Below are 13,174 nucleotides of genomic sequence, written 5' to 3'. Positions count from 1 at the left end.
TGAGGATCGAAGGACTCTGCTGAGAGCGATATCTGTGAAGGTATCGCTCAACAGAGTCCTTCTTTTTATGGTAAGGACTTCATGATTCGTTCTGCTCATATGGAAAATCGATATGGCTTTCAGTTGCCCTTTGTGATATATTGGATATCCTTTTGTATTGCGCGATCTACAGCGATGCAGAGCAAACAACTATTCTTAGGAGGTAACTGAAACATGTCAGACAGCTTTCAAAGTGCCTATCAAGAAGAAGAGTACAGGTTAGCGCGAACGATGGAAGAAGTGGACCGCCAGCTTGAACGGCTGCGGAACTTTCCGGTGTATACCGGTCACGATTTCACGGAACAAGTGCTGGAAGCCGGACGTGAAGAACGCCGGAATGCCTTGTCCAAGAGCGCGCAACAACCCTATTTCGGACGCTTGGATTTCGAAGAGCAGGGCAGTGGTGAACGGAAACCGCTGTATATTGGCAAGATTGGCGTAGACCGCGAAGAGATCGGTGAGCATCCGCTTGTGATCGATTGGCGCGCTCCTGTCGCGAGCCTGTTTTACTCTTTTACCGGAGGAGAAGCCTCTGCAACGTATGAAGCCCCTGAAGGGCTGATTGAAGGTTTGGTGTATCTGAAACGAAATGTCGTGATTCGTCAGCGCATACTGGAACGTGTGGCAGATACGTATAACCGGGACAGTGACCAACCTGCCGTATCCGATGAATTCCTCGTGTACCGCCTTGGTGAAAACAAGGACAATAAGCTGCGGGACATCGTATCCACGATTCAGGCCGAGCAGGATCAGATCATTCGGGCGGCGAGAAACACCGCACTGATCATTCAGGGGGTCGCCGGATCAGGGAAAACAACAGTGGCCCTGCATCGCCTTGCTTTTTTGCTGTATCAGTACAAGGAGCAGGTGTCGGCGGAGAAAATGGTTATTTTTGCACCCAACCATATGTTTCTGGATTACATCTCCGATGTATTGCCAGAGCTTGGGGTAGGAGACATTCAGCAGCAAACCTTTCCCGATTGGGCGATGAATCTGCTGGGGCTGGATATGCCGCTTGCAGATGCGTCAGAGACGTTGCAGACGTGGTTTGAAACCCCTGCTACTCGGCCTGAACTGAATGATGATGTTCCTGGACGTTACAAAGGCTCGATTCCTTTCATGGAACTGATTCGGGAGTGGTTATCGGGGATGGAGGAAGCATCCGTGCCGGATGGTGATTTCAGTCCATGGGACGGTGCGGTGCTCAGTAAACAGGAAATCGAAAGCTGGTTTGGGACGGAGTACAAACATTATCCGCTGGCCAAACGCAAAGAGCGGGTCATGGCACGGGTTCACCGCTGGATTGAGATGGAATTGAAAAAGCCGATGCCGGAAACGGTGCGCAAAGAACGTAAGAAGAAGGCAGCAACCCGGGAGAAGTCCTATGCCAAAAAGTGGCCTGAGTACAATCCGCTGACGTTGTACAAACAGCTGTTCAAGGCCGCAAAAGGCGGGTCTGTGCCTGCTGAGCTAAGCAGCTTAATACCCAAAGCGATCATGAAGAAAACCGGTGCAGATTTGAAGCAAGATGTCATTCGGGAAGAGGATCTTCCGGCACTGGTTTATATCCATACGCTGGTGCATGACATTGAAGGAGCGGAGCGTTTTGACCACGTTGTCATTGATGAAGCCCAGGATTTCTCGCCATTTCATGTTGCGCTGCTGGATCAGTTTGTGAAAGGACATTCTTTTACTATTCTGGGAGACTTGTCTCAAGGCATTCATGAGTACCGTGGTGTTCATGCTTGGGAAGAGATGAGTTCACTGTTTCCAGAGGAACAGAATGCGTATTTTGCCTTAACCCGGAGCTATCGTTCCACGATGGAAATTATTGATTATGCCAATACCATCCTGGAGCAGGGTGTGAAGAGTGGGATTACGGCGATTCCCGTGTTCCGGAGCGGTGATCCGGTGCGTACGCTTGCATACGGAAGTGAAGGACGAACGGGGAGCCTGGAGCGGGCACTGAACATACTGACGAATAAAGACTATCGGACGGTGTCCATCCTGACACGAACGTTGCATGAAGCCGAAGAACTTCATCGCGAGTTTCAGAAGGCGGGCTGGGATTTGAACCTGATCGATGGCGGCAAAAAACAGTACAGTGGCGGACATTCCATTTTGCCTGTGTATCTGTCCAAAGGGCTTGAATTCGATGCGGCTATCGTGGCTGATGTTGATCAGCAGCACTATTTGCCTGGCGCGGGTGATGCGAAGCTGCTCTATGTCGGCTGTACACGGGCTCTGCATGAATTGTGGTTATTCCACGACGGTAGCATGCCGGCGTATGCCGCAGCAACGCATAATCCCGAAGGTGAACAGGTTACGATTCAAGGCTGGCCTGATGAGACTGTTTCATAGATAAATAGATCACATAGTACTAAGCTATATAGAAATAAAGGCATGACGCAGGTTAACCCTGACGCATGCCTTTTTTGTATAGGAAGATGAAGGTAGGTTTCTTATAGGGAGGTTACAGTGGGAGATACGTCTTGTTTTTTCTTAGCTGAACGGCGGTTCACTAGATAGATGCCCACCCCGATGAGTACGCCTCCAGCCCCGACAAACCATTGAACCTCCTCACCTAACAAAACCCAGCTTGAAAGCACACCGAAGAACGGTGCGAGAAACAGGTAACTGCTGGTCTGGGCGGAATCACTGTGCTGTAATAGATAAAACCAGAGGGAAAACTGCAGGATGGAACAAATCAGCGTTAGATATAACAACGATATGATGGAAACTGTAGTTACTGTAAAATGAGGCTGCTCCGTCCATAAACTTAGCAAAAGTAATGCTACACCTCCGGCAAGCATCTGATAAGCCGTGAGCACGAACGTATCATATCCACCACCCCAGCGCTTAATCAGGAGTGTGGATACGGCAAATGAAATTGCTCCGCCAAAACCGATCCAGGTTCCGGGGGTGAAGCTCATATGCCATCCAAAGGTAAACAAAATGCCGACAAACCCAACAATTACGCCAATCCACTGGCTTAATCGATATCTCAGTTTATATAGTAGCGCACTGAGAACAATGACGATTAATGGATTCGTAAAGGTAATAATGGCCGATTCACCGGATGAAATCCAGTTCATGCTGTAATAGGCGCAGCCCATCACCCCGGCGGATTGGAACAAGCCGATGAGCACGATTCTACCCCAAGCTCGCCATCCCCTCGGTAAGGGTTGCTTACGCAGGGCCAGGGCCATCAAACCACCAGCAAGTGATATAACGCAAGCCCATCAATAGAAACGGTGGTGCATAACTGAGTCCTATTTTACCTACAGGAAAAGAAGTACCCATAATGAGTGTTGTCACGATAATCAATATGATGTATTTGGCTCGGTTCATGTTGAACACTCCTTTGAAATAACATGAGACGTGTAACGTTCAGGACTTATTGTAGATCGAACTAGACATAATGTATAATGATTACAAATGAACTGGATATCATTTTAAATGATGTCAGAGCGGAGGCAAGATGGAGAGCGGGGATCTTCGAATATTTCAGTGTGTTGCCAGGGAAGGAAATTTGACCAGAGCTGCGGTCAAGTTGGGGTATGTTCAATCCAACGTTACGGCCCGCATTCGGCATTTGGAGGCTGAAGTGGGTACCCCGTTGTTTATTCGTCACAATCGGGGCATGAACTTATCTCCCGCTGGGGAAATACTGCTAACGTACACAGATAAAATCATTGGTCTGTTGAACGATGCATCCAAAGCGCTTCAGTCTACCAATACACCATCTGGACCTTTGCAAATTGGCTCCATACAGACGGCGGCGGCAGTAAGGTTGCCTCGTCTTTTAGCGAAATATTACAACCAGTATCCAGACGTTTCTCTGGCGCTGGCTACAGGTCATTCTCAAATGCTTATTGATCAAGTTATCGGGTATGAATTGGAAGGCGCATTTATTGGCTGTTCTTGCGACCATCCTGATATTAAATCCGTGGATGTATTTGATGAGGAACTTTTTGTTGTATCGTCTCCAAGTCTATCGGAGGAGGAACTGATCCGAAAGCCGATACTGGTTTACAGTATGGGGTGCTCTTACCGTAAAATTTTGGAGGACTGGATGCTTCTGAGCGGTGTTCACAGGCCCGTGATTATGGAATTCGGGACGCTGGAGGCCATTATCAGTGGTGTAATCTCCGGAATGGGCATCTCTCTACTTCCTGAAATCGTCATTCGTCAGCAACTCGAAAACGGTTTGCTGCGTAAACACTCTCTTCCTGCTGGGATGAACCGTATGATGACAAGGTTTATTACCCGCAAGGATGCGTTTGTCAGCAGTGCCCTTGGCGCATTTATGGCAATGCTCCCGCAGGGATGTGATATGATAGGGAGTGGAGATTCATTGGTTGAGAACAGTTCGGAAAAAGCACTCTTACATGGCAAGTGATGCTTGAGATGCGCACTATGATTGGCAACCCTTTAAGGAAGTGATAAACCCATGGATTTATTTTCGTTTCAACAGGATACACAACCACAGGCCAGATTGTTAGCAGACCGTATGCGGCCTCAGCATCTGGATGAATATATTGGACAGGAACAGATCATCGGCCCTGGAAAACTTCTACGCCGGGCCATTGAGGCGGATCAGATCTCATCCATTCTACTGTACGGCCCGCCAGGATGTGGGAAGACCACGCTTGCTCACATCATCTCACAGCACACTCAAGGACAATTCGTGCGACTGAATGCCGTGGATGCCTCTGTGAAGGATGTACGCGAAGTAATTGAGCAAGCGCAGACGAATAAACAACTGTATGGAACCAAAACGATTCTTTTCCTCGATGAGGTACATCGTTTTAACAGTTCACGCCAGGATGCATTGCTACCAGCGGTGGAGAAGGGCACCATCATTTTTATCGGGGCAACGACAGAGAACCCCTTCCATTATGTAAACGGAGCCTTGATGAGTCGTTCCACCCTGTTTCAATTGGAATCCTTAAATAAGGAGCATTCCCTGATTGCGATGCGCAGAGCGCTGAGCGATGCGGATAAAGGCCTTGGGTTTATGGACCTGAAAGCCGATGATGAAGCGCTGGCACACATTGCTACGATGGCGAATGGTGATATTCGCCGTGCCCTGAATGCTCTGGAGCTTGCCGCGTTAACGACACCGCCTGAGCAGGATGGATCAGTTCACATCACACTGGCTGTTGCGGAAGAGTCGATCCGTCGTCCCATTGTCAAGGCAGACGAGTCCACACAGTATGACGTATTATCCGCTTTTCACAAAAGCATTCGTGGTTCGAGTGATGCGGCACTGTTCTGGTTTCTGTATGCGGTGGAGAAACTGGGCATGGACCCCATGACATTCATTAGGCGCCTGATTGCAGCAAGCAGTGAAGACATTGGACTGGCGAATCCACAGGCGATGACTCAGGCAATTGGAGCACTTGATGCCTACCGAAATAACGGCTGGCCGGAGGCCAAGCTAAATATTGCGCAAGCCATTTTGTTTGCAGTGGAAAGTCCGAAGTCCAATGCGGTATATACTGCGATATCCAAAGCGATGAGTGCCATTGATGAGGTGAGGTCGGCCGAAGTGCCGATGCATTTGAGGGATACCCATTACTCTGGTGCCGCGAAGCTGGGACATGAAGGATACCAGTATCCTCATAACTACCCTGGACATTACGTGAAACAGGAGTATCTGCCTAAACAGCTGTCTCGAAGAGTATTTTACGAGGCGACTGAGCAGGGGAATGAGTCGAAGATCAGGCTGAATCAACAGCGGCGCAGGGAGCTGTAAGGATGAAAGAGTTAGCATATATCGGGGCCGGAGGGTTTCTGGGCACGTTAACCAGGTACACCATTCAACTGATGCTCCCCTCGGCTAATACAGGTTTTCCATGGGCAGTGCTGTTGATCAATGCGATCGGCAGCCTGTTTTTGGGCTTTTTTTTTACCATGGCTATTCCGGAAAAAATAACACCTCAGCTCCGCCTTGCCATCGGCACAGGATTTACTGGAGCTTTCACGACCTTTTCCACATTTACACTGGATATCGTTCGTTTATCGGAAAGCGGCGAATGGATCAAAGCGGCGGTTTATCTCCTTTTAAGTGTAGTGGCAGGACTGGTGCTCTGCGCCCTTGGTATCAAGCTGGGCAACCGAATGTTAACTACCTCCCCCAAAGAGGGTGATGCCCGATGATCATCTGGATTGGACTAGCAGGTGTGTTAGGCGCTTTGCTCCGTTACAGCCTGGGAAAATTCATCTCAGGTAGAGTGGGAACCGCCTTTCCCTGGGGAACGTGGGTAATTAATATCAGCGGTTCTATTATTTTGGGAATGTTGTACGGCGGGCATCAAGCAGGAAGTTTGCCATACGCAATGTGGGTAGTATGGGGAACTGGCTTCTGCGGAGCGTACACCACGTTCTCAACCTTTGGGTATGAAACATTAACGTTAATGGGGCAACAGCAACAAGCCAGAGCCGTTATTTACGTGGTAAGTTCAGTGGTGATGGGGGTGCTAGGTTGTCTGGCAGGAGTCTGGCTCACTGCATAAATTAAATATTTAAATTTTTTTGCAAAAAAAGCAGGAAAAAAGCCATCCTTCATGGTATTACATGAAAGACGGCTTTTTTTGTAGGAATACATGGAATTGACTCGCTCATGCTGTGCATAATGATAACAGTCAATCCGTCATGGATGTCCGGCATGTTATTGCATGGCCGGCACGGGTACTTTCTGTACCTGATCAATCGTACCACCGCCGAGGCAAACCTCTCCGTCGTAGAAAACAACGGCTTGTCCTGGCGTGATCGCTTTTTGCTGTTGATCAAACTGTACATCCACACTACCGTCCTCCTGCCAGGTCAATGTAACGCCCTGATCCGGTTGACGATAACGGAATTTTGCTGTGCAGCGGTACGGCACATTAGGAGTGCGGTCTGCACCTGCAATCCAGTTTACGCCTGTAGCCGTCAAACCTGTGGAGTACAAGCTGGCATGAGCGTCGCCCTGCACCACAAGCAATTGATTTTTCTCCAGGTTTTTATCTGCAACAAACCAAGGCTCGCCGTTGCCGGAACCGCCAATGCCAAGTCCTTGACGTTGACCAAGCGTGTAGTACATGAGACCGTCGTGACGGCCTTTGACTTCACCAGTTACGATATCAACCATGTCTCCGCCTTTGGCTGGCAGATAGTTGCTCAGGAACTCCTTGAAGTTGCGTTCGCCGATAAAGCATACACCTGTGCTATCTTTTTTCTTGGCTGTGTACAGACCGGCAGCTTCAGCAATTTTGCGTACCTCCGGTTTAGGCAGGTGACCAATCGGGAACATGGCTTTGGATAGTTGCTTTTGATTAAGAGCATTCAGGAAGTAAGTCTGATCTTTGTTGTTGTCCACACCGCGCAACAATTTGAACGTGCCGTCCTCTTCAATGAGGCGCGCATAATGGCCAGTAGCTACATAATCTGCGCCGAGATCCAGCGCTTTGTTCAGGAACTCACCGAATTTGATCTCACGGTTACACATGACATCCGGGTTCGGCGTACGACCCGACTTATATTCATCAAGGAAATAGGTAAATACTTTATCAAAGTATTCTTTCTCGAAGTTGACAGTGTAGTACGGAATGCCGATCTGTTCGCACACCCGGCGCACATCCTCTGAATCTTCTTCAGCGGTGCAATGGCCGAACTCGTCCGTATCATCCCAGTTTTTCATGAAAATGCCGATGACATCGTAACCTTGCTCTTTCAGAAGCAATGCGGTAACCGATGAATCCACACCTCCGGACATGCCAACGACGACCCGTGTATTTTCATTTGCTTTGGACATCGTTATCACCATTTCTATATATAAATGTGTTTCGTTACTATTCTAGCATAACCCGACCGAACTTACGATACACCCGGCCAATTTTGGATAGTGTCCACTCCAGGCGCACATTTTGCAATATCGTCAATCTTTCTTTTCCATAACGTATGCAGATATGTTAACATTACTTGAGGGTTATGATCGGAATACGGAGGATTAGAAGGTCGAGGCCTATTTTCCCTGAGGTTCGCGTGGCGAAATCACGGAATTAACGGTCATGAACCACATAGAGAAACAGCTTGAAGCAACAGAGCTTGAGAACAGTAAACACATACGTTCCATCCTTGTTTTTCTGAAAATTGAAAGAGGTGACTCCTTTGAAAATATCGACAAAAGGCCGTTACGGCCTCACTATTATGATGGAGCTGGCCGCAAGAACCGGCGAAGGTCCAACATCCTTGAAGAGCATTGCCGAGCGCAACCAGCTCTCGGAACATTATCTGGAGCAACTGATTGCGCCACTGCGTAATGCTGGCCTAGTTAAGAGTATCCGCGGCGCATATGGCGGTTACATTCTGGCGGGTGATGCTGCAACCGTGACCGCAGGGGATGTCATTCGTGTACTGGAGGGACCAATTTCACCAGTAGACTTTACGGAAGAAGATGACCCGGCAAAGCGTGATTTGTGGTTGCGCATCCGTGATAGCATTGCAAATGTACTGGATTCGACGACATTGAAAGATCTGATTACGTTTGAGGATCAGGAGAAGAAAGATTCCTACATGTTCTATATTTAGGCCAGGATATGAGTGATCATCCAGACGACACACTAAAGCCCCCAAATAAATGGGGGCTTTAGCCGTGACAACAGAGATAAAGGCATTTTACGTGATAAATCCGATGTATAAATGGCCTTGTTAATTGAATTGGAGCGTAAAACCCTGAGCGAGATGAACATATGTAAATACGTACTATGTTAAGACGAGGAAAACCGCTCGCTCATTCGGAATTAGATTAATGTTTAACCGCCAGGCAAAGCATTCCACTAACGGCTTTTCAGTGACTCTATATCTGCTTCCATGCGTAACTGACGACGGTTTAGTATATCAATACTATGCTGGTGAGTATTCAATTCAGAGGTTACTTTACGTTCAAACGTAATTTGAGAAGCTTCAAGGCGTTTAGTAATATCGAGCGTTTCCAGAACCGCTTGCTGAAGGAGTGGAATATTTTTGGTCTGTTCTTCAATGACATTGAGTCTCTTATCGAAAGAATCGAGCCGTTCATCCATACGATCTAAGCGATTATCAACCTGATCGAAACGTTTATCAACCTGATCAAAACGTTTATCTACTTGATCTAGGCGTTTATCCACTTGATCTAAGCGTTGATCCACAGTATCAAACCGTTTGTCCATCTGTTGTAGCTGATTCAGGATTTGACCAAGAATTGCATCACTCATGCTCTTTCTCTCCTTTCAAAGTTTTATTTTTACATTATACACGAAGATGCGACATGTTCGCATTTGATTAATTTGTCAATCGGGCTTTTCTATATAAGACTAAGAAGTGCAATGACTTCATACAATCCAACACCAACGGGGTGATATCGATGAATCGTATATATTTAGATCACGCCGCATCGACACCTATGCATCCACGCGTTGCAGAAGCGATGATGAACGTGATGACAGGGCAATATGGTAACCCATCCAGCATTCATGCCTTTGGGCGTGAAGCCAAACGCACGGTCAGTGGAGCAAGAGACAGTATCGCGGCATCTTTGGGGTGTAAACCGGACGAGCTTGTATTTACAGGTGGCGGGACAGAGAGCGACAATCTGGCGATTTTTGGGGCGGTTGCTGCCAGAGCGGATAAAGGCAAACATGTGATTACGACGGAGATTGAACATCATGCTGTACTTCATTCATGTCAAGAGCTTGAGCGGCAGGGTTACGATGTGACCTATCTGTCTGTGGACAAATCTGGGCGCATCAAGCTGGAGGAACTGCGTGAAGCCATCAGGCCTGAAACTGTGCTGATCACAATGATGTATGCCAACAACGAAGTAGGCACGATTCAGCCGATTCGTGAGGTTGGTGAACTCGCGCGTCAGCATGATATTTTATTTCATACAGATGCGGTTCAAGCACTGGGCAGCCAGCCCATTTCCTGTAGAGACTTGCCTGTAGATCTGATCAGCTTCTCTGCGCACAAGATTAACGGACCCCAAGGTGTGGGTGCACTGTATGTCAGACGTGGCGTGACATTGGAAGCCAGATCACATGGTGGATTACAGGAACGACAACGTCGTGCAGGAACAGAGAACATGGCGGGGATCGCAGGTTTTGCAGAGGCGCTCAAGATCATTACCGAGAATGCGGAAGAGCATCTGCAGCATGCGCTGGAATTAAAAAAAATCCTGCTGGATCAGCTTGCCATTCATGTTGGGGCAGAACATTTTCATGTCAACGGACATCATGATTACACGCTTCCCAATATTCTCAATATCAGTTTCCCCGAGGTATCTACCGAAACGATGCTGATGAACCTGGATATGGAGGGCATTGCTGTAGCAAGCGGTTCAGCTTGCACTTCTGGTTCCCTGGAAGTATCCCATGTACTCAAAGCAATGAACTTGCCGGAAGCATTTTTGCAGTCTGCGATTCGATTTAGCTGGGGTTTGGGTAATACTACAAAAGAAATCATCACAACCGCCGAAAAAATTGGAACCATTCTTCAACGGCTACGTAATAGACCTTAAGGGGCTCTTTACACATGGAACAGAAGGAGGGGAGAAGTTCCATTTTCATCGGTTGGATAGAAGCGGTTTGATGATCGGCGTCTGATTGCCACTCATCAACTTTGGGCATACCTAGCAATAGCGCCGCGCCTATACAATGTGAAGAAGATGAGGGGGACCCAGCGATGAAGCTTCAGGAAATGATCGGACTTGCCGTTTTTGATGTTGAGGATGGGAAGCAGGTCGGTAAAATCCAGGATTTCATTGTGAATGATGATTGGGAGATTGAAGGCATTGAACTTGAGAATAAAGGCCTGTTTACCAATCATGTCAAAATGGTGCAATGGGAAGATATCGTTGCCTATGGCGAAGATGCCGTCATGATCCGTAATCAACAGGCTGTCCGCAAGACGGGGGCCGACGACATAAAATACACGTACCTCCTTGGTCGTTCCAAATTGAAGGAGATGTCCGTGCTCACCGAAGAAGGTTTGCTGCTCGGACGTGTCTCCGATGTTTATTTTGACCAGGAGTTGGGAAATACAATAATAGGGATTGAAATTACGGACGGTTTTGTGTCCGACCTGATCGAGGGCCGTAAATGGCTGCCATGTACAAGTGATATGTCTATCGGAGAAAGTGCCATTATGGTACCGCCGCTGAGTGAACAGCGCTTGGAAAATGCCATTCATTCTGTTAATGGATAGGTGAATGAATATGAAATGTCCAAATTGTAGTTCGAAAGATATCGGAAAAATTGGCTCCCATCAGTTTTATTGCTGGGGATGCTTTATTGAGTTAACGGTAAACGGTGAGAAAATGTCTGTATATCAGGTGGAAGAGGACGGCACGTTAAGCTCTCTGGATGATCTGTTCTTCGGAGAAGAGTTGCCACAAGACTTCCCACATATTCACGCTTCTTCTTAATACGCGGTTTAACTTCCTCTATATGCGGTTTCATGACAATACATGTCATTTAATGATGTCGCAATCTGGCGACAGATGGATATAGATGTAGTTACATAGTGGTCAGGAAGCATATGAATGATTATATGAGACAATGATTCATAAAATTCGCTTTCCTCTTTTTTAGAGGGGAGCGTTTTTTTATTATTCAAGCTTAATATAGAATACCAATTTCAGAACACCGAACATATTCTTGTTCCCTTCCTCTTTTACCACATCTGCACGGAGTTAATAAAAAATCCCTCTCCTACATATACTGACTTTCAGAGCCAGTCCATATACTGAACTGTAGAGGCAGTCCAAAGGGGAGAATCGAAATGGAGCAACTAACCAAAAATAAAATGTTTCGTTACGCGATCTGGCTCTTGCTCGGATTGATCATTTTATATTTTATCTGGCTGTTACGGCCGTTATTATTACATATCTATGGATTTTTGAAAACGGTACTGGCCCCATTCATCGTTGCACTGATCATATCTTATGTACTTAACCCGATAGTAAGTATGCTTGGCGGGCGCAAAGTTCCGCGTTCCATTGCGGTTTTGTTAATCTATGCTTTTTTTCTGACCTGTATCGGAGTCATCTTAATGAATGTTATTCCTGTCCTGATTGAACAATTGGAAGAGTTAAATGAACATATGCCGGAACTATCGATGCGGGCGCAAAGTCTGATGAACAGTATGGATCACAAATTAATGCCGCCAAGCATACGCACAGGCATGAACAGCTGGTTTTTTCAGATGGAAGACCGGCTTACGCAAGGGATCACCGTGCTGATGGACAATATCGGAGCAACGATCAATGTGCTGTTTAACGTATTCATCGTGCCGTTTCTGATTTTCTATATGTTAAAGGATTTTGATGTATTTGAACGCACGGTAGTGGCTTATCTGCCTCGTTCTCGCCGTAAAGCCATTGTTTCCGTGATGAAAGAGATCGACACCGCACTTGGAAATTATATCCGGGGACAATTTATCGTCTGTGTGATCGTGGGTATCTTCGCATATATCGGATATATCGTGATCGATATGCCTTATGCTCTGCTTCTGGCAAGTATTGTGGCGGTATTCAACATTGTGCCGTATCTGGGGCCTTTTTTGGGGGCGGCACCTGCAGTGGTGATGGCTTCAACGGTTTCTTTCAAAATGGTACTTCTGGTCATCGCGGTGAATACACTCTGCCAGGTGCTGGAGAGCAATGTGGTTTCCCCGCAGGTGGTTGGACGAACGCTGCATTTGCACCCTCTTTCGATTATATTTGCGCTTCTGGTCGGGGGAGAGCTGGCGGGGATTGTCGGTCTTATTCTAGCAGTACCGGTCTTTGCCGTGTTGAAGGTCATCGTGCAGCACTTCTTCGCCTATTACATCAAGCGGAGAACCGAGTAATCAAATAGGCAGAGTGAGACAGGAAATTATCTGGAATCGCCTCAGAAGGCGCGTTGACACTGGGGAACTCTATCGATATAATGAGGGTGTATGTTTACTAAATTAAAATCGATGATGAAATGAAGTATGCCGAGGGTTCCTTTCCTCAGAGAATAGACTTCTTCGAATTCAGACACGTGCTGAGTTCGTTGGCTGGGAGAGTCTTGAAAGTTGAAGCGGCAGAAAGCTGATTTCGGAGTGCAGGACAACCCTGCCGGGCGCG

14 protein-coding genes are annotated in these 13,174 nt (G+C 47.2%); 10 read left to right on the top strand and 4 right to left on the bottom strand.

The annotated features are described in order from the left end of the window. Window positions 1–213: 213 nt before the first annotated feature. On the top strand, window positions 214–2,400 hold the full coding sequence (locus tag FS818_RS14525; protein ID WP_145332673.1) for a HelD family protein: 2,187 nt from the start codon (window positions 214–216) through the stop codon (window positions 2,398–2,400). A 101-nt stretch (window positions 2,401–2,501) separates the two neighbouring features. Here the strand turns inward: FS818_RS14525 and FS818_RS14520 are convergent, their stop codons facing one another. Both FS818_RS14520 and FS818_RS29500 read right to left on the bottom strand, forming a co-directional pair. After that, window positions 2,502–3,248 (bottom strand): DMT family transporter, encoded by a 747-nt coding sequence (locus tag FS818_RS14520; protein WP_313960470.1) that lies wholly within the window; start codon window positions 3,246–3,248, stop codon window positions 2,502–2,504. Next, window positions 3,229–3,390: a hypothetical protein gene (locus tag FS818_RS29500; RefSeq protein ID WP_313960469.1), complete on the bottom strand. Its 162-nt coding sequence runs from the start codon at window positions 3,388–3,390 to the stop codon at window positions 3,229–3,231. Before FS818_RS29500 ends, FS818_RS14520 begins: the two co-directional genes overlap by 20 nt. 130 nt (window positions 3,391–3,520) lie before the next feature. On the opposite strand from FS818_RS29500, the gene FS818_RS14515 reads away from it, so the two are divergent. From FS818_RS14515 to crcB (FS818_RS14500), 4 genes are read left to right on the top strand one after another with little or no spacing between them, the layout of a single operon-like run. Further along, window positions 3,521–4,441, top strand: a complete 921-nt coding sequence (locus FS818_RS14515) for a LysR family transcriptional regulator (RefSeq protein WP_145332672.1) — start codon at window positions 3,521–3,523, stop codon at window positions 4,439–4,441. A 51-nt stretch (window positions 4,442–4,492) separates the two neighbouring features. Beyond that, window positions 4,493–5,800, top strand: coding sequence for a replication-associated recombination protein A (locus FS818_RS14510; protein ID WP_145332671.1), 1,308 nt, complete (start codon window positions 4,493–4,495; stop codon window positions 5,798–5,800). Window positions 5,801–5,802: 2 nt separating this feature from the next. After that, window positions 5,803–6,204: a fluoride efflux transporter CrcB gene (gene crcB / locus FS818_RS14505; RefSeq protein WP_145332670.1), complete on the top strand. Its 402-nt coding sequence runs from the start codon at window positions 5,803–5,805 to the stop codon at window positions 6,202–6,204. Further along, window positions 6,201–6,560 carry a fluoride efflux transporter CrcB gene (crcB, locus tag FS818_RS14500; RefSeq protein ID WP_145332669.1) on the top strand — a complete coding sequence of 120 codons (360 nt, stop codon included), beginning with the start codon at window positions 6,201–6,203 and terminating at the stop codon, window positions 6,558–6,560. The genes crcB (FS818_RS14505) and crcB (FS818_RS14500) overlap by 4 nt, the downstream gene beginning before the upstream one ends. A 155-nt stretch (window positions 6,561–6,715) precedes the next feature. Here the strand turns inward: crcB (FS818_RS14500) and mnmA are convergent, their stop codons facing one another. Further along, window positions 6,716–7,840 (bottom strand): tRNA 2-thiouridine(34) synthase MnmA, encoded by a 1,125-nt coding sequence (gene mnmA / locus FS818_RS14495; protein ID WP_145332668.1) that lies wholly within the window; start codon window positions 7,838–7,840, stop codon window positions 6,716–6,718. Between the two features lie 356 nt (window positions 7,841–8,196). Here mnmA and cymR point away from each other — a divergent pair, with 356 nt between their 5' ends. Beyond that, window positions 8,197–8,616 carry a cysteine metabolism transcriptional regulator CymR gene (cymR, locus tag FS818_RS14490; protein ID WP_145332667.1) on the top strand — a complete coding sequence of 140 codons (420 nt, stop codon included), beginning with the start codon at window positions 8,197–8,199 and terminating at the stop codon, window positions 8,614–8,616. Window positions 8,617–8,864: 248 nt separating this feature from the next. Here cymR and FS818_RS14485 read toward each other — a convergent pair whose 3' ends face one another. Further along, window positions 8,865–9,281, bottom strand: a complete 417-nt coding sequence (locus tag FS818_RS14485) for a hypothetical protein (RefSeq protein ID WP_145332666.1) — start codon at window positions 9,279–9,281, stop codon at window positions 8,865–8,867. Between the two features lie 149 nt (window positions 9,282–9,430). On the opposite strand from FS818_RS14485, the gene FS818_RS14480 reads away from it, so the two are divergent. The 4 genes from FS818_RS14480 to FS818_RS14465 all read left to right on the top strand — a co-directional run bounded on the left by FS818_RS14480 (window position 9,431) and on the right by FS818_RS14465 (window position 12,912). Beyond that, the gene (locus tag FS818_RS14480) at window positions 9,431–10,582 is read left to right on the top strand and encodes a cysteine desulfurase family protein (RefSeq protein ID WP_145332665.1); all 1,152 of its coding nucleotides are present in this window, start codon (window positions 9,431–9,433) and stop codon (window positions 10,580–10,582) included. Window positions 10,583–10,746: 164 nt separating this feature from the next. Then, window positions 10,747–11,268 (top strand): PRC-barrel domain-containing protein, encoded by a 522-nt coding sequence (locus tag FS818_RS14475; protein ID WP_090915545.1) that lies wholly within the window; start codon window positions 10,747–10,749, stop codon window positions 11,266–11,268. A gap of 10 nt (window positions 11,269–11,278) precedes the next feature. Next, complete coding sequence (locus tag FS818_RS14470) at window positions 11,279–11,488, top strand: hypothetical protein (protein ID WP_090915543.1); 210 nt, start codon at window positions 11,279–11,281, stop codon at window positions 11,486–11,488. A 356-nt stretch (window positions 11,489–11,844) separates the two neighbouring features. Then, entirely contained in the window at window positions 11,845–12,912 is a 1,068-nt protein-coding gene (locus tag FS818_RS14465; protein ID WP_145332664.1) for an AI-2E family transporter, read from the top strand. The last annotated feature ends 262 nt before the right edge of the window (window positions 12,913–13,174 follow it).

It is taken from the genome of Paenibacillus xylanexedens, assembly GCF_007680605.1.
In the GTDB taxonomy this organism is placed as follows: domain Bacteria; phylum Bacillota; class Bacilli; order Paenibacillales; family Paenibacillaceae; genus Paenibacillus; species Paenibacillus xylanexedens_B.
Note: the sequence above shows the minus strand (reverse complement) of the source record. Positions and strands in the feature narration are given on the sequence as shown.